Raw genomic sequence first — 14,695 nt, 5'->3', positions numbered from 1 at the left:
AACAACGGCCGGGCATCGCGCCCGGCCGTGGGACCGTCAAGCGTGGTCAGGACCCGGTTTTCAGGCCGTGTATTCCTTGAGCAGCTTGCCCAGGATGGCGATGCCGGTGCGGATCTTGTCTTCCGGCACGGTGGCGAAGCTCAGGCGCAGCGTGTTGGCGCGACCGGCGCCGCAGTAGAACGGCGCGCCCGGCACGAACGCGACGTTCTGGGCGATGGCCTTTTCCAGCAGCTTGGTGCTGTCGATGTGCTCGGGCAGCGTGAGCCAGATGAACATGCCGCCTTCGGGCTTGGTCCAGCTGACGGTGGACGGGAATTCGCGGGTGATGGCTTCCAGCATGCAGCTGCCCTGGGCGCGATAGATTTCGCGCACTTTGGGCAGATGCTCTTCGAGGAAGCCGTCCTTGACGATCTCGTACACGGCCATCTGCGTCAGCGTGGGCGTGTGCAGGTCGGTGGCCTGCTTGGCCTGCACCAGCTTGTTGATCAGCGGGCGGGCGGCGGCGATGTATCCCAGGCGCAGGCCGGGGGCCAGCACCTTGGAGAACGTGCCCAGGCGCACGACGTTGGCGCCGTATTCGGCGGCCAGCGCGATCAGGCCCGGTTGTGGTTCGCCGGCGTAGCGCAGCTCACCGTAGGGATCGTCCTCGATGATGGTCAGGCCCAGCTCGGCGGCGCGCTTGACCAGCGCGATGCGGCGTTCCAGGCTGAGGGTGCGGCCGGTGGGATTCTGGAAATTGGGCAGCGCGTACAGGAAGCGGGCGCCGGCGGCCAGTTCGGGGGTGATGGACTCGGGGATCAGGCCGCCGTCGTCGGTGGGCACCGGCACGAACTTGGGCTGGTACAGGCTGAACGATTGCAGCGCGCCGAGGTAGCTGGGGTCTTCGACCAGCACCTTGCTGTCCTTGTCGATCAGCACCTTGCCCAGCAGGTCCAGCGCCTGCTGCGAGCCGGACACGATCAGGACCTGGTCGGCGGCGATGTTGGCGCCAGCGCGGTTCAGGTCGTCGGCGACCCATTGGCGCAGCGGCGCGTAGCCTTCGGTAGGGCCATATTGCAGGGCCGCGCGGCCGTTGGTGGACAGTACCTTGTCGAATGCCGCACGCACTACTTCCACCGGGAAGCCGCCGGGCGCCGGCAGGCCGCCTGCGAACGAAATGACTTCGGGGCGCTCGGTGACCTTGAGGATCTCGCGGATGGCGGAGCTGGTGAGTTGCTGGGCGCGTTCGGAAAAGGCGAACGTCGGTTCGAGAGGCTTGTCCATGGCTTGCTTCTTAATCAAGAAGGGGGGTGACGGGGGGATGCAACGGGGGCGGTAAAGACGTTACTGCGTAAACTATTGTCCCACAGCGTAGCAAGGCGGCCCCTTTATCGTGGCCCGCCCCTAAAATCACTTGCATCGATAATCGCCTGTACAGTTACATTTAGATATATGTTTGAAGCCGCCCCGATCACCGCCGACTCCAAGGCCGCGCTGTACGCCGAACTGGCCAAGCAGGCCCGCGCCCTGTTGGATGGCGAGCACGACCGCATCGCCAATGCCGCCAACCTGAGCGCGCTGGCCTATCAGGCGCTGCCCGACCTCAATTGGGCCGGGTTTTATTTCTTCGACGGCACGGAACTGGTACTGGGACCGTTCCAGGGCAAGCCGGCCTGCGTGCGCATTCCGCTCAATCGCGGCGTGTGCGGCGCGGCCGCCAGCCAGCGCCAGACGCAGTTGGTGCCGGACGTGCATGCGTTCCCGGGCCACATCGCCTGCGACGCGGCTTCGCGTTCCGAGATCGTGGTGCCGCTGGTGCACCAGGGCGAGTTGATCGGCGTGTGGGACGTGGACAGCCCGGTGCCGGACCGTTTCGACGAAGACGATCGCCAGGGCATGGAAGCGCTGTGCGCGGTCTTCCTGGCCAGCCTGCGTTGACAGGGCGGCGGCGGCCCGGTAGATTTGCGCGTCGGTCGTTTGCGGCCGGTTTCAACCCTTTATTCCATTCATGATTGCTCAGGCCATCTCGTCCGCTTTCCTGTTCCGCGCCCTTGGCGTGGCGACGGTTCGCGCCGGCCTGAAATCCAAAAAACAGCCGCTCATCTGACCGGAGCATGCTGTTCCGTCAGATGGGCGACGGAACAGCGGCCTCACGGCGGCGCCATGGCGCCTTCGCGCGCACCCCCAGTATCCCGAGCACTTCTGTACGGTCCAACCGCGGTCCGCTTACACCGAAGGAGTGTTCATGCAAACTCATCAATCCCCGTTCCAAGGCGTCTGGATCCCCCTGGTGACGCCGTTTTCCGGCGGCGCCGTCGATGGCGGGGCCTTGCGCCGCCTCGTGCGCCATTTCGCGGCGGCGGGTGTCGACGGGCTGGTCGTGTGCGGCAGCACCGGCGAAGCCGCGGCGCTCGATGACGCCGAGCAACTGGCGGTGCTGGACGCCGTGCTGAATGAGGCGGGCGCCCTGCCGGTGGTGATGGGCCTGGCGGGCAACCACCAAGGTCACGTGCTGCAGCGCCTTGCCGCGTTCGGCACCCGTCCGTTGGCCGGCATCCTGGCGCCGGCACCCTATTACGTTCGCCCTGGCCAGGACGGCGCCGCCGCTTACTTCCGCAGCCTGGCCGATGCCTCGCGCTTTCCCCTGGTGCTGTACGACATTCCGTACCGTACAGGGACGACGCTGGAAACCTCGACCCTCTTATCGCTGGCCGCGCATCCGAACATCGCCGCGATCAAGGACTGCGGCGGTTCGCTCGACAAGACCCTGGCGCTGATCGCCGACGGCAACATGAACGTGCTGGCGGGCGAAGACCTGCAATCGCTGTCGCTGCTGTGCCTGGGGGGCAGCGGCCTGATCGCGGCGGCCGCGCACATTCGCCCCGATCTGTTCGTGGCCATGTACCAGGCGGTGCGGGCGCAGCAGCTCGACCTGGCGCGCAAGCTGTTCCAGGCGCTGGCACCGGTGATCCAACTGGCATTCGCCGAACCCAACCCGGGGCCGGTGAAGGCGCAACTGGGACGCCAGGGGCTGCTGAGCGACGAGCTGCGCGAGCCCATGCCGGCGGCCAGCGCGGCCCTGGCGCAGCGCATGGACGCGGCGGTAGCGGGTCTGAACCGGCAGTTTCCCTGCCAATAGCGGGAAATTGCCCGCGTGGTCCGCAGCTTTGTGGCGCCCGGATTCATTTGGTAATAAATGTCTCCCCGCGCGGCTGACGGATTGCTTATGATGCGGCCATTCTCCGGGGTGAAACAAAACGTTCATGGCCCAAGCTTTTGTCGCGTTGTCCGCCTGGCAGGTCATGCTGGCGGGCCTGCTGTTCTTCGGTGGCATCTACCTGCTCTTCGGCGTGGTCACCTGGCTGCTGACCCACCACATCCTGCCGGCGCTGGGCATCGGCCGGCCGCTCGATCCACGGCCGCTGGCGCCGGGCCAGTTGCGCCGTGAATTCACCCAGTCGGGCGTGTCGATCCTGCTGTTCGGCACCGGCATGATCTTTCCCTGGGGCCTGCTGCAATTGGGCTGGGCCCACCTGGATCCGGATGCTGGCTGGCAACAGATCACGCTGGAGATCCTGGCGCTGGTGGCCTGGAACGACGTGCATTTCTGGATCAACCACCGGCTGCTGCACACCAAGCTGCTGCGCCGCTTCCACTTGCCGCACCACCGCTCGGTGGTGACCACGCCGTTCTCGACCTACAGCTTCCATCCGATCGAGGCGCTGATGCTGGGCAACGTAATCATGCTGCCGATGGTGCTGCATGATTTCAGCTTCTGGTCGCTGGCGTCGGTGCCGCTGTTCAGCCTGTTCTTCAACTGCATCGGCCACGCCAACTACGACTTCTTTCCCAACGTGTCGTATGCGCACTGGTTCGCCGCCAGCCGCCGGCATCACCTGCACCACGCCTGCTACAACGGCAATTTTGGTTTCCAGTTCACGTTCATGGACCGCCTGTTCCGCACCCGGCTGAAGGCCGAGGCGGCCGCGCCCCAGCTGGAAGCTTTCCGGCAGCGAGAATCGCTTGGCGGACGGGCTTAGCAAGACGCGCCGGCTGCCCGCGCTGCGCAACCGGCGCGATTGGCAGAGCCTGGCCTACCTGGCCGCGTTGCCTGTCCTGGCGGCGTGGCAGTGGCTGCACGGCTTCTGGTGGCCGCTGTACGCGCTGATGCTGTTCCTGACGCTGGGCATCGGCGTGATCCACCACAACCACACGCACATCCGCATGTGGCATGGCCGCTGGGCCAATCGCGCCACCGATTTCTGGGTCACGCTGCTGCAGGGGCATCCGACCTTCGTGTTCTACCCGGCGCACGTGGCCAACCATCATCGCTACAGGCATGGCGTGCGCGATGCGGCGCGCACCTATCGCTTCGGCGGCGACACCAATCATCTTTGGGGCTACCTGATCCATCCGCTGCAGGCCGTGTGGGTGCTGTATCCGCTGTTTTTCGCCTGGCTGGGACGGCTGCGCCGGCACTGGCCGGGCGCGTGGCGCTACTGCATGTGCCAGTACGGCGCCTGGCTGGGGCTGTGGGGCGGTCTGCTGGCCATCAATCCGGTCAAGGCGCTGGTGTTCGTCATCATTCCGCAACTGCACGGCCTGCACTGGCTGCTGGCCACCAACTACCTGCAGCACGCGCACGCCGACGGCGGACCGCGCGCCGTCGCCGGCCTGAACTACGCCCGCAACTTCGAAGGACTGGTCAATCCGCTGCTGTTCAACATCGGCCTGCACACCGCGCACCACGAGAATCCGCGCGCGCACTGGGCCGAGTTGACCCGCTTGCATCGCGACCATTACCGGGCCCGCGTGACGCCCGCGCTGAACGAGGGCGGCCTGACGCCCTACATGTTCCGCGTGTTCGTGCTGGGCACCTTCCTGCCGCGCTTTCGCAGCCGCTCGTGCATGGCGCCCGAGCACGTGCGCTAGCGCCGCCACCCCATACCTGCCACTGGAGACCCGCCATGCCTATCGCGTTCAATCGTGTCTACCTGGAAAGCGCCGGCTATTTCATGCCGGGCGAACCCGTGTCCAACGAGGCCATGGACAGCTACATCGCCCCGCTGAACCGCATGTCCAGCCGTATCAAGAGCCGCATCCTGGCCGAGAACGGCATCAAGCAGCGCTACTACGCGATCGATGCCGAGGGCGGCACCGTCTTCACCAACGCGCAACTGGCCGCCAACGCCATCCGCGACTGTCTGCGGCGCAACGACGGCGACCTGGCGGATGTGTCGCTGTTGACCAGCGGCTCGTCCGGCGGCGATGCGCTGATGCCGGGCTTTGCCAACATGATCCAGGGCGAGCTGGCCGCGCATCCGATGGAGACGCTGTCGGTGCACGGCATCTGCGCGGCGGGCGTGTCGGCGATCCAGGTGGCGGCGCAGGGCGTCGAGATGGGCGGCCATGCCAGCGCGCTGGCGGTGGCGGCCGAGCTGCCGTCACGCCTGTTCAAGCGTTCGCGCTTTGCCGCGCGCGGCTACGACGCCGACTTCGACGCGCATTTCCTGCGCTGGATGCTGTCCGATGGCGCCGGCGCGCTGCTGCTGGGACGCGGCGGCCGGCCGCTGCCGGGCGCGTCCCAGGGCGTGCGGCTGCGCCTGAAGTGGGTGCACCAGCGCTCGTTCTCGGGCGACTATCCGGTGTGCATGCAACTGGGCCTGTCGGCCGACCGCCAGAAGGGCCACCTGGACTACCCGTCGTGGAACGAGGCCGAGGCCGATGGCGCGCTGTCGCTGCGCCAGGACATCCGCCTGCTGCCGCACCTGTTCGACATCGGTATCCATGAGTACGCCAAGCTGGTGCGCGACGGTTGGCTGGATCCGGACCAGGTCGACCATTTCCTGTGCCATTACTCGTCCGAGAAATTCATTCCGGTGGTCGAGGACCTGATGGAGAAGGCCGGCCTGGTGATCCCGCGAGAGCGCTGGTTCAGCAACCTGGCCTGGCGCGGCAACACCGGCGCGGCGTCGATCCTGATCATGCTGGCCGAGTTCCTGGAAACGCGCGAGATCAAGCCGGGCGAACAGATCTTCTGCTACATCCCCGAGTCGGGCCGCTTCATGGCGGCCTACATGCTGCTGGAGGCCGAGGCCGCGCATGACGCCGCGCCGTCGGTGACCGCGGGCGCCACGCCGGCCGCGGCCGGGCGCGGGGACGCCCATAGCGCCGATGCCGACGCCATCGCGCCGCCGCACGATCCGGACATGGCGCCGCAGGGCCTGGGCCAGTTGCTGACCGAACTGGCGGCGATCTGGCACGACTATCGCTCGCGCGTCTGGCGCACGCCGGTGGTGCGGCGCCTGCGCAACCGCCGCTTCGAGACCGCCGACTACCTGAACTGGATGGAGAACTGGATTCCGCAGGTGCGCGAGGGCAGCAAGTGGATGCGCGAAGGCGCGGCCTCGCTGACCGAGCAGTACCAACCGCTGGCCGCGCTGATCGACATGCATGCCGGCGAAGAGCAGAACGATTTCCAGATCCTGTTCCAGGATTACCGCACGGCCGGCGGCGCTATCGACAACATCGACGCGCTGCGCCGCAACCCCGGCGGCGAAGCGCTCAACGCCTATCTGCACAGCCTGGCCGCCACGCGCGACCCGATCGGCCTCCTGGGCGCCATCTACATTATCGAGGGCACCGGCCAGCGCATCGTGCCGGCCCTGCTGCCGCTGCTCAAGGCCAGCCTGAAGCTGCCGCCGGACGCCTTCCGCTTCCTGGAATACCATGGCCACAACGACGAGAACCACCTGGCGCGCTGGTTGACGGCGGTGGAACTGGCGCTGGACTGCGACGAGGATGGCCGCGCCGAGCAGCGCATCGTCGACACCGCGCGCCGCACGGCCGCGCTGTACCTGATGCAGTTTCATCACGTGATGGAGGACGACGCCGCATGAACAAGGAACCGGAATTCCTTGCCCAGGGGCATGATCCCGCCGACCCCAGCCCCTGGCTGGCGCTGTACCTGGATCGCAGCACGCCGCTGCCGGACAAGGTCAAGAAGGCCTGGCTGACCGATTCGAGCTGCGGCTCGCGCCAGTACCTGCTGCCGTTCCTGCGGCCGTTGGCGCGCGCCTGCATCATCCTGATCCAGGTCATCAAGACCTTCCTGCCGCGCCGCTGGTCGCATTCGCGGCTGCTGCATCGCATCCTGGCGTGGGGCCTGAAGCGCTTCGTCTCGCCAGAGGCCAACTGGCTGATCCTGCGGCATTTCCACCTGGGCGCGCAGATCCTGGCGTTCATCGCGGCCAACTCGCCGGTGCGCATCAGCACCACGCCGCTCGAACCGATGGAGATCGACGATCTCAAGGACGAACTGTTCGTCAAGCACGACCTGAACCTGTTCAACTTCGTGATCCGGCTGAATCAGGCCTTGCGCGACGCCGGCGTGGAGATGCATGCGCCCGAGCGCGTGGACTTTTCGATGATCCGCGACCCGGGTCTCAAGCTCGAGGACATGCCGCATGGCAAGCTGAATTTCCTCGACCTGCAGAGCGCCATCGAGCTGTTCACGCCGCTCTACCAGCTGATGCTGACCGACAACGACTTCTGGCGCGCGGCCAATTCGCTGCAGTTGGACGAAACCATCGGCATCTACGCGGCCAAACTGCTGGGCGCGCCGCAGCATCTTATCCTGGTCAACAACAATCACCCGTTGGTGCCGATGTCGACCCTGCGCGCCGGTTATAGGCTGGTGCTGCATGGCCTGTCGACCGAGATGCTGCACAGCCTGCTGATGGAGATGCGGGCCGCGCAGGAAGGGGCCGAGCCGCCCGCGCCGATCGCCTGAAAAACGGGCGAATCCTGGTGTTGTCCCTGTAGGGAGGCCTGGCCCGCTACGCTATAGTGCGACCCTTGTTCGACGATTCCGGGCCACGCACGGCCCGGGTCCTCATTCCGGAAGCGCTTTCGATGCCCCAGCCCATAGAAGTCATCGCCACCGTCCTGTTCGGTGTGGCGGTGCTGCACACCTTTTCCGTTCCCGCGTTTGCACGCCTGGCCCATCGCGGCGGGCCCCATGCCGGTTTCTGGCACCTGCTCGCCGAAGTCGAGGCCGTGTTCGGTGTGTGGGCGTTCGCCCTGATCGTGGCGATGGCGGCGTTGTCCGGGCCTGCTTCGGCCATTGGCTACATGGACACGCGCAACTTCACCGAGCCGCTGTTCGTGTTCACCATCATGGTGGTGGCGGCCAGCCGGCCGGTCCTGGAACTGGTGGGATTGCTGGTGCGTGCCACGGCGCGCGTGCTGCCCTTGCCGCGCGAACTGGCGACATTCTTCGTGGTGATGTCGCTGGTGCCGCTGGGCGGCTCGTTCATCACCGAACCGGCGGCCATGACGCTGGCGGCGATCCTGCTGCGCGACGCCTACTTCCGCAGCAGTGGGCGCGCCGGCTTCAAGTACCTGACCCTCGGCGTACTGTTCGTCAACGTCTCGATCGGCGGCGTGCTGAGTTCTTACGCCGCGCCGCCGGTATTGATGGTGGCCTCCACTTTCGGCTGGGATTCGGCCTTCATGGTGCAGCATTTCGGTTGGCGCGCCGCGATCGCGGTATGCCTGAACGCGGCCCTGCTGACCTTTGTATGCCGCAAGGCGTTGCTGGAGCGTTCCGTGGGCACTGGCGGCGGCGTGGACGCGCCCGAAGGCAAGGACAAGCGTCCGCCGGTGCCCGCATGGGTCATGCTGGTTCACCTGGTGTTCCTGGTGGCCGTGGTGCTGACGGCGCATCACCCGGCGATCTTCCTGGGCCTGCTGATGATGTTCATTGGCTTCGCCGAGGCCTACAAGCGCCACCAGAACCGCCTGCTGATCAAGGAGGGGCTGATGGTCGGGTTCTTCCTGGCGGGCCTGGTGGTGCTGGGCGGCCTGCAGAAATGGTGGTTGCAGGACCTGCTGGGCGGGCTAGAGCCGTTCGTGCTGTTCTGGGGCGCGACCGCCCTGACGGCGATTACCGACAATGCCGCGTTGACCTACCTGGGTTCGCTGGTGGAAGGGACCAACGAGGCCTGGCGCTACATGCTGGTGGCCGGCGCGGTAACGGGGGGCGGCCTGACGGTGATTGCCAACGCGCCCAACCCGGCGGGCTTCGCCATCCTGAAGAACCACTTTCCGGACGGCAGTATTTCGTCCGGACGGCTGTTTCTGTCCGCTCTGGGGCCGACCCTGGTTGCCGCCCTGATGTTCCTGCTGCCCCTTTGACGGGGTGGGGGGGCAGGCGCCCGGCGGGCCGCTTGGGCTGCCCGCCGCGGGGGTGTCGCCGGCCCTTCACGAAAAACCGCTAAAATTCAAGACTTTCCCGTATTTTTCCGGCCTTGCCCGCCCGTTGTCCGGACCGGAGCCAGTCCCGGCGCCGGGACCTTCCTTTGGAAGGCCCCTCGCGCCCCTGGCCTTGCGCTGCGTCCGGCCGACGGTCATTGATACTCCGGGCCCGCGCCTGGGAGCCCTCGATGCCCATCTACGCATACAAGTGCAGTGCCTGCGGCCACGCCAAAGACGTCCTGCAGAAGATTTCCGACGCGCCGCTTTCGGTTTGTCCCGAATGCGGCCAGAGTACGTTTTCCAAGCAAGTGACCGCGGCTGGCTTCCAGCTCAAGGGCTCTGGCTGGTACGTCACCGATTTCCGTGGCAACGGCGGTGGCGGCCAGCAGGCCACCGGCGCCAGCGCTCCGTCGTCGACGCCCGCTGAAAGCGCCGCGCCGGCGGCCAGTGCGCCGGCAGCGGCCAGCGCGCCCGCGTCCGCCGCGGGATCGCCCGCCGCGGGATCGGCCGCCTCCTGAGCACGCGCCCGATGCGTATGCGCGTCATCAAGAAGTACTTCATCACCGGCCTGCTGATCTGGGTTCCCCTGGTCATCACGGTGTGGGTGCTGGGGCTGCTGGTCGCGACCCTCGAAGGGTTCGTGCCTGGCTTCCTGTCGTCCGAATCGTTATTCGGCGTCGACATTCCCGGCTTCCGCTTCGTCCTGGTCATCGTGGTGGTGCTGTTGACGGGCATATTCGCGGCCAACCTGATCGGCCGTACCATGGTGGACCAGTGGGAAAACCTGCTGGGCCGCATCCCTCTGGTGCGCTCGATCTACAACTCGGTCAAGCAGGTCAGCGATACCGTGCTGGCGCCCAACGGCCAGGCGTTTCGCCGCGCGGTGCTGGTGCAGTATCCGCGCGCGGGCAGTTGGACCATCGCGTTCGTCACCGGTACGCCCAGTGGCGAGGTGGCCGAGCGCCTGCCCGGGGACCACATCAGCGTGTACGTGCCGACCACGCCGAATCCCACGTCCGGCTTCTTCCTGATGGTGCCCCGTGCCGACACGGTGGACCTGCAGATGAGCGTGGACGCGGCCCTGAAGTACATCGTTTCCATGGGCGTCGTCGCCCCGGGTCCGGCCGTGCCGGGCGCCCGGCCGGCGCCGCTCTCTCCGACGCCTGACGCGCAGCGCGCGCCCGGCGTCGACCTGTAACCTTTTACGCTACTACCAAGCACACAACGGAGTTATCCCGATGCGTACCTGCTACACCGGCCAGGTTTGCCGCGACCATCTCGGCCAGACCGTCACCCTGTATGGCTGGGTGAACCGCCGCCGCGACCACGGCGGGGTCATCTTCATCGACTTGCGCGACCGCGCGGGCCTGGCGCAGATCGTGTTCGATCCGGATAACGCCGCCTTCGCCACCGCCGAGCGCCTGCGCAACGAATTCTGCATCCGCGTCACCGGCCTGGTGCGCGAACGTCCGGCGGGCACCGCCAACACCGAGCTGGCCTCGGGCGAAGTCGAAGTGCTGTGCAAGGAAGTCGAGATCCTGAACGCGTCGGTCACCCCGCCGTTCCAGTTGGACGATGACAACCTGTCGGAAACCACCCGACTGACGCATCGTGTGCTGGACCTGCGCCGTCCCCAGATGCAGCGCAACCTGATGCTGCGCTACCGCGTGTCCATCGAAGTGCGCAAGTTCCTGGACCAATTGGGCTTCATCGACATCGAAACCCCGATGCTGACCAAGAGCACGCCGGAAGGCGCGCGCGACTACCTGGTGCCCTCGCGGGTGAACGCCGGCCACTTCTTCGCGCTGCCGCAATCGCCGCAGTTGTTCAAGCAGATGCTGATGGTTTCCGGTTTCGACCGCTACTACCAGATCACCAAGTGCTTCCGCGACGAAGACCTGCGCGCCGACCGCCAGCCCGAATTCACCCAGATCGACTGCGAAACCTCGTTCCTGGACGAGTTCGAGATCCGTGAAATCTTCGAGAACATGATCCGCCATGTGTTCAAGGTGGTGCAGGACGTCGATCTGCCGACGCCGTTCCCGATCATGACCTGGACCGAAGCCATGCGCCGCTATGGGTCGGACAAGCCGGACCTGCGCGTGAACCTGGAATTCACCGACATGACCGACGTCATGCGCGACGTGGACTTCAAGGTGTTCGCCGCCGCCGCCACGGCGCCCGGCAGCCGCGTGGTCGCCTTGCGCGTGCCCGGCGGCGCCGAGCTGTCGCGCAGCGAGATCGACGCCTACACCCAGTTCGTCGGCATCTACGGCGCCAAGGGCCTGGCCTACATCAAGGTCAACGAAGTGGCCAAGGGCCGCGACGGCCTGCAATCGCCCATCGTCAAGAACCTGCATGACGCCGCCCTGGCCGAACTGGTCAAGCGCACCGGCGCGCAGGACGGCGACATCATCTTCTTCGGCGCCGACCGCGAGAAGGTCGTCAACGACGCCATCGGCGCGCTGCGCGTGAAGATCGGCCACAGCGAGTTCGGCAAGAAGGCCGGCCTGTCCTCCTCCGGCTGGATGCCGCTGTGGGTGGTGGATTTCCCGATGTTCGAATACGACGAGGAAGATGGCCGCTACACCGCTGCCCACCATCCCTTCACCAGCCCCAAGGATGGCCACGAAGACTTCCTGGAATCCGATCCCAGCAAGGCGTTCGCCAAGGCCTACGACATGGTGCTCAACGGCTGGGAAATCGGCGGCGGCTCGGTCCGTATCCACCGCGAGGAAGTGCAGAGCAAGGTGTTCCGCGCGCTCAAGATCGGCGCCGAGGAAGCCCGCGAGAAGTTCGGCTTCCTGCTGGATGCGCTGCAATACGGTGCGCCGCCGCATGGCGGCATCGCCTTCGGCCTGGACCGCATCGTCACGATGATGACCGGCGCCGAATCGATCCGCGACGTGATCGCCTTCCCCAAGACCCAGCGCGCCCAATGCCTGCTGACGCAAGCGCCGTCCGAGGTTGACGAGAAGCAACTGCGCGAACTGCATATCCGCCTGCGCAACACCGAAGTGAAGTAGCCCACCCCCCGGACGCCCGCGGCGCTTCCCTTCAAAGGGGGGGCGCCTTGCGGGACCGGCGCAGCCGGACCCCGGCGGCCCGGCTTGGGGCGGTGTCTCGGGCTGGTGGCTTGGTCTTCGGGTTCGCCGCTGGCTTGGTGAGGCCTTCCCGGATATGGCGCGCTGGCGTCAACGGGCTTGGCCGATACCGTTTCAGGGTGTCCCCGAGGTGGGTAGGTTGCACGGAATTGGAGTAATCTGAAAAACGCCGTCTGCGTTGGCGGTGCTTGCCGCAATTCCGCTTTTGCGAACCACGGCCGGCGGTTTCACTGTCCTGAGAAGGCGCCATCTCCTCCATGTCGCTCATTCGTGTCGTCAGCTACAACATTCACAAGGGCCGCTCGGCGCTAGGCCGCCGCGACTCCCTGAACGAACTGCGCCTGGGCCTGTACGGGCTGCGCCCCGACCTGGTCTTCCTGCAGGAAGTGCAGGGCCGCAACGAGCAGAAATCGCTGCTCGATGCCCAGCACGAATCGCTGGCCGCCGCGCTCAAGCTGGACGTGGCCTATGGCCGCAACGCCATTCGCCACGAGACCGACCACGGTAATGCGCTGCTGTCGCGCTTTCCCATTCTTGAGCACGAGAACCAGGACATCTCCGACCACCGCCTCGAACAGCGCGGCCTGCTGCACGCGACCATCGAGGTCGACGGCCGCGCGGTGCATTGCTTCGTGGTGCACCTGGGCCTGTTCGCCGGCAGCCGCAGCCGCCAGATCCTGGCGCTGACCGAGCGCATCCGGCGCATGGTGCCGGACGGCGAGCCGATCCTGATCGCCGGCGATTTCAACGACTGGGGCGACCGCCTGGCGCCGCTGTTCGTGCAGCAACTCGGCTTGTACGAAGTGTTCTCGCACGCGCCGCGCAGCCATGGCGGCGAATTGCCGCGCCTGCGCGATTCGGTCAAGCGCCTGAGCAACGCCCTGCGCGGCCTGCCCAGCAGCGGCGTGTCGGTGCTGGAGCGCAACAATCAGTTGGGCATGGACGGCAACTCACGCCTGCTGCTGCCACCGCCGCGCACCTTCCCCGCCGTGTTCCCCTGGTTTCGTCTGGATCGCATCTACCAGCGCGGCTTCGCTGTGCGCAGCGCGCGCGTGCTGCGCGGCCGCGAATGGGCGCGGCTGTCCGATCATTCCCCCTTGCTGGCCGAGCTGGAACTCCCGTGAAGGCCGAGCAGGCCAGGCTGGAGTGGACCGAGGGCAACGATATCCGGCTGCTGCAGAACGGGACCGACTTTTTCCCGGCGCTGTGCCAGGCGATCGACGCGGCGCAGTCCAGCGTGCATCTGGAAACCTATATCTTCATGCTGGATCGCACCGGCGTGAAGGTGCTGGACTGTCTGATGGCGGCGGCCGCGCGTGGCGTCAAGGTGCGAGTGGTGCTCGACGGCTTCGGCGCGGCCGAGACCGCCGATACCTTGCGTGAACGCTTGAACGGCGCGGGGGCGCAATGCCGCATCTTCCGTCCCGAACCGCGCTGGTTTGCCAAGTTCATCCCCTCGCGCAGCCGCTTGCGGCGCCTGCACCGCAAGGTCACCATCGTCGATGGCAGCGTCGCCTTCATCGGCGGCATCAACATCATTGACGACTACGACGACCTCGATCCCACCGATGGCATTTCGGCGCCGCGCTTCGATTTCGCGGTGCAGGTGCGCGGCCCGTTAGTGACCGAGGCGGCCTACGCCCAGGATCTGCTGTGGGTCCGCCTGAACTGGGCGCGTCTGCGGCGCCATCCGCGCGACTGGAACCGAATGCGTCTGACCAAGCCCAGCCACGCGCCGGTGGCGCCCTGTGGCACCTTGCGCGCGGCGCTGGTGCTGCGCGACAACCTGCGGTTCCGCCAGACCTTCGAGCGCGCCTATCTCTACGGCATCAGCCAGGCGCGGCGCGACATCCTCATCGCCAACGCCTATTTCTTTCCCGGACGCCAGTTCCGCCGCGCCCTGGCCAAGGCCGCCGCGCGCGGCGTGCGGGTGCGGCTGCTGCTGCAGGGAAAGGTCGAATACCGCATGCAGTACCACGCCACGCGCTCGCTCTACGACCAGCTGCTGCGGGACGGCATCGAGATCTACGAGTACATGCCGAGCTACCTGCACGCCAAGGTGGCGGTGATCGATAACGTGGCCACCGTCGGCTCGTCCAACCTGGACCCTTTCAGCCTGCTGCTGGCGCGGGAGGCCAATGTGGTGATCGATGACCAGCCGTTTGCCTGGGACCTGCAGGAGCGCCTGGAAGCGGCCATCGAGCAGGGCGGGCGCTTCATCCGGCCGCTGGAGTACCAGCGGCGTGGGTGGGTGCGGCGTTGGGTGGACGCGGTGTCGTATACGTTGTTGCGGGTGGGGGTGGCGTTGACGGGGACTTCGGATAAGTATTGAGGTGGCGGGCGCGGCGGTAAAC

The 14,695-nt window shown here is 66.5% G+C and carries 13 protein-coding genes; 12 read left to right on the top strand and 1 reads right to left on the bottom strand.

Translation table 11 applies throughout. The annotated features are described in order from the left end of the window. Positions 1 to 60: 60 nt before the first annotated feature. Entirely contained in the window at positions 61 to 1,263 is a 1,203-nt protein-coding gene (locus AC6LKG_RS07490; protein ID WP_498163748.1) for an aminotransferase-like domain-containing protein, read from the bottom strand. A 168-nt stretch (positions 1,264 to 1,431) separates the two neighbouring features. On the opposite strand from AC6LKG_RS07490, the gene AC6LKG_RS07485 reads away from it, so the two are divergent. The 12 genes from AC6LKG_RS07485 (at position 1,432) to clsB (ending at position 14,673) form a co-directional block, all read left to right on the top strand. Then, positions 1,432 to 1,917, top strand: coding sequence for a GAF domain-containing protein (locus tag AC6LKG_RS07485; RefSeq protein WP_498163747.1), 486 nt, complete (start codon positions 1,432 to 1,434; stop codon positions 1,915 to 1,917). A 307-nt stretch (positions 1,918 to 2,224) separates the two neighbouring features. Next, complete coding sequence (gene dapA / locus AC6LKG_RS07480) at positions 2,225 to 3,118, top strand: 4-hydroxy-tetrahydrodipicolinate synthase (RefSeq protein ID WP_498163746.1); 894 nt, start codon at positions 2,225 to 2,227, stop codon at positions 3,116 to 3,118. 124 nt (positions 3,119 to 3,242) lie between these two features. Further along, positions 3,243 to 4,019 carry a sterol desaturase family protein gene (locus AC6LKG_RS07475; RefSeq protein ID WP_498163745.1) on the top strand — a complete coding sequence of 259 codons (777 nt, stop codon included), beginning with the start codon at positions 3,243 to 3,245 and terminating at the stop codon, positions 4,017 to 4,019. Next, positions 4,003 to 4,911 carry a fatty acid desaturase family protein gene (locus AC6LKG_RS07470; protein WP_498163744.1) on the top strand — a complete coding sequence of 303 codons (909 nt, stop codon included), beginning with the start codon at positions 4,003 to 4,005 and terminating at the stop codon, positions 4,909 to 4,911. Before AC6LKG_RS07475 ends, AC6LKG_RS07470 begins: the two co-directional genes overlap by 17 nt. Before the next feature lie 35 nt (positions 4,912 to 4,946). Next, on the top strand, positions 4,947 to 6,878 hold the full coding sequence (locus AC6LKG_RS07465) for an iron-containing redox enzyme family protein (protein WP_498163743.1): 1,932 nt from the start codon (positions 4,947 to 4,949) through the stop codon (positions 6,876 to 6,878). Continuing rightward, entirely contained in the window at positions 6,875 to 7,771 is an 897-nt protein-coding gene (locus AC6LKG_RS07460; RefSeq protein ID WP_498163742.1) for a DUF6999 family protein, read from the top strand. The genes AC6LKG_RS07465 and AC6LKG_RS07460 overlap by 4 nt, the downstream gene beginning before the upstream one ends. Positions 7,772 to 7,893: 122 nt before the next feature. Further along, complete coding sequence (locus tag AC6LKG_RS07455) at positions 7,894 to 9,177, top strand: putative Na+/H+ antiporter (RefSeq protein WP_498163741.1); 1,284 nt, start codon at positions 7,894 to 7,896, stop codon at positions 9,175 to 9,177. A 248-nt stretch (positions 9,178 to 9,425) separates the two neighbouring features. Next, complete coding sequence (locus tag AC6LKG_RS07450; protein ID WP_498163740.1) at positions 9,426 to 9,755, top strand: FmdB family zinc ribbon protein; 330 nt, start codon at positions 9,426 to 9,428, stop codon at positions 9,753 to 9,755. A 17-nt stretch (positions 9,756 to 9,772) separates the two neighbouring features. Then, on the top strand, positions 9,773 to 10,435 hold the full coding sequence (locus AC6LKG_RS07445; protein ID WP_498163789.1) for a DUF502 domain-containing protein: 663 nt from the start codon (positions 9,773 to 9,775) through the stop codon (positions 10,433 to 10,435). Positions 10,436 to 10,475: 40 nt separating this feature from the next. Beyond that, positions 10,476 to 12,263 (top strand): aspartate--tRNA ligase, encoded by a 1,788-nt coding sequence (gene aspS / locus AC6LKG_RS07440; protein WP_498163739.1) that lies wholly within the window; start codon positions 10,476 to 10,478, stop codon positions 12,261 to 12,263. 335 nt (positions 12,264 to 12,598) lie between these two features. Then, positions 12,599 to 13,465, top strand: coding sequence for an endonuclease/exonuclease/phosphatase family protein (locus AC6LKG_RS07435; RefSeq protein ID WP_498163738.1), 867 nt, complete (start codon positions 12,599 to 12,601; stop codon positions 13,463 to 13,465). Further along, on the top strand, positions 13,462 to 14,673 hold the full coding sequence (gene clsB, locus AC6LKG_RS07430) for a cardiolipin synthase ClsB (RefSeq protein ID WP_498163737.1): 1,212 nt from the start codon (positions 13,462 to 13,464) through the stop codon (positions 14,671 to 14,673). The genes AC6LKG_RS07435 and clsB overlap by 4 nt, the downstream gene beginning before the upstream one ends. Positions 14,674 to 14,695: the final 22 nt, after the last annotated feature.

It is taken from the genome of Achromobacter sp. 46006, assembly GCF_059761975.1.
Note: the sequence above shows the minus strand (reverse complement) of the source record. Positions and strands in the feature narration are given on the sequence as shown.

Coding starts and splice junctions, on each gene's coding strand:
- AC6LKG_RS07490 (WP_498163748.1), bottom strand. CDS start 1,263: ATGGACAAGCCTCTCGAACCGACGTTCGCCTTTTCCGAACGCGCCCAG.
- AC6LKG_RS07485 (WP_498163747.1), top strand. CDS start 1,432: ATGTTTGAAGCCGCCCCGATCACCGCCGACTCCAAGGCCGCGCTGTAC.
- dapA (WP_498163746.1), top strand. CDS start 2,225: ATGCAAACTCATCAATCCCCGTTCCAAGGCGTCTGGATCCCCCTGGTG.
- AC6LKG_RS07475 (WP_498163745.1), top strand. CDS start 3,243: ATGGCCCAAGCTTTTGTCGCGTTGTCCGCCTGGCAGGTCATGCTGGCG.
- AC6LKG_RS07465 (WP_498163743.1), top strand. CDS start 4,947: ATGCCTATCGCGTTCAATCGTGTCTACCTGGAAAGCGCCGGCTATTTC.
- AC6LKG_RS07460 (WP_498163742.1), top strand. CDS start 6,875: ATGAACAAGGAACCGGAATTCCTTGCCCAGGGGCATGATCCCGCCGAC.
- AC6LKG_RS07455 (WP_498163741.1), top strand. CDS start 7,894: ATGCCCCAGCCCATAGAAGTCATCGCCACCGTCCTGTTCGGTGTGGCG.
- AC6LKG_RS07450 (WP_498163740.1), top strand. CDS start 9,426: ATGCCCATCTACGCATACAAGTGCAGTGCCTGCGGCCACGCCAAAGAC.
- AC6LKG_RS07445 (WP_498163789.1), top strand. CDS start 9,773: ATGCGCGTCATCAAGAAGTACTTCATCACCGGCCTGCTGATCTGGGTT.
- aspS (WP_498163739.1), top strand. CDS start 10,476: ATGCGTACCTGCTACACCGGCCAGGTTTGCCGCGACCATCTCGGCCAG.
- AC6LKG_RS07435 (WP_498163738.1), top strand. CDS start 12,599: ATGTCGCTCATTCGTGTCGTCAGCTACAACATTCACAAGGGCCGCTCG.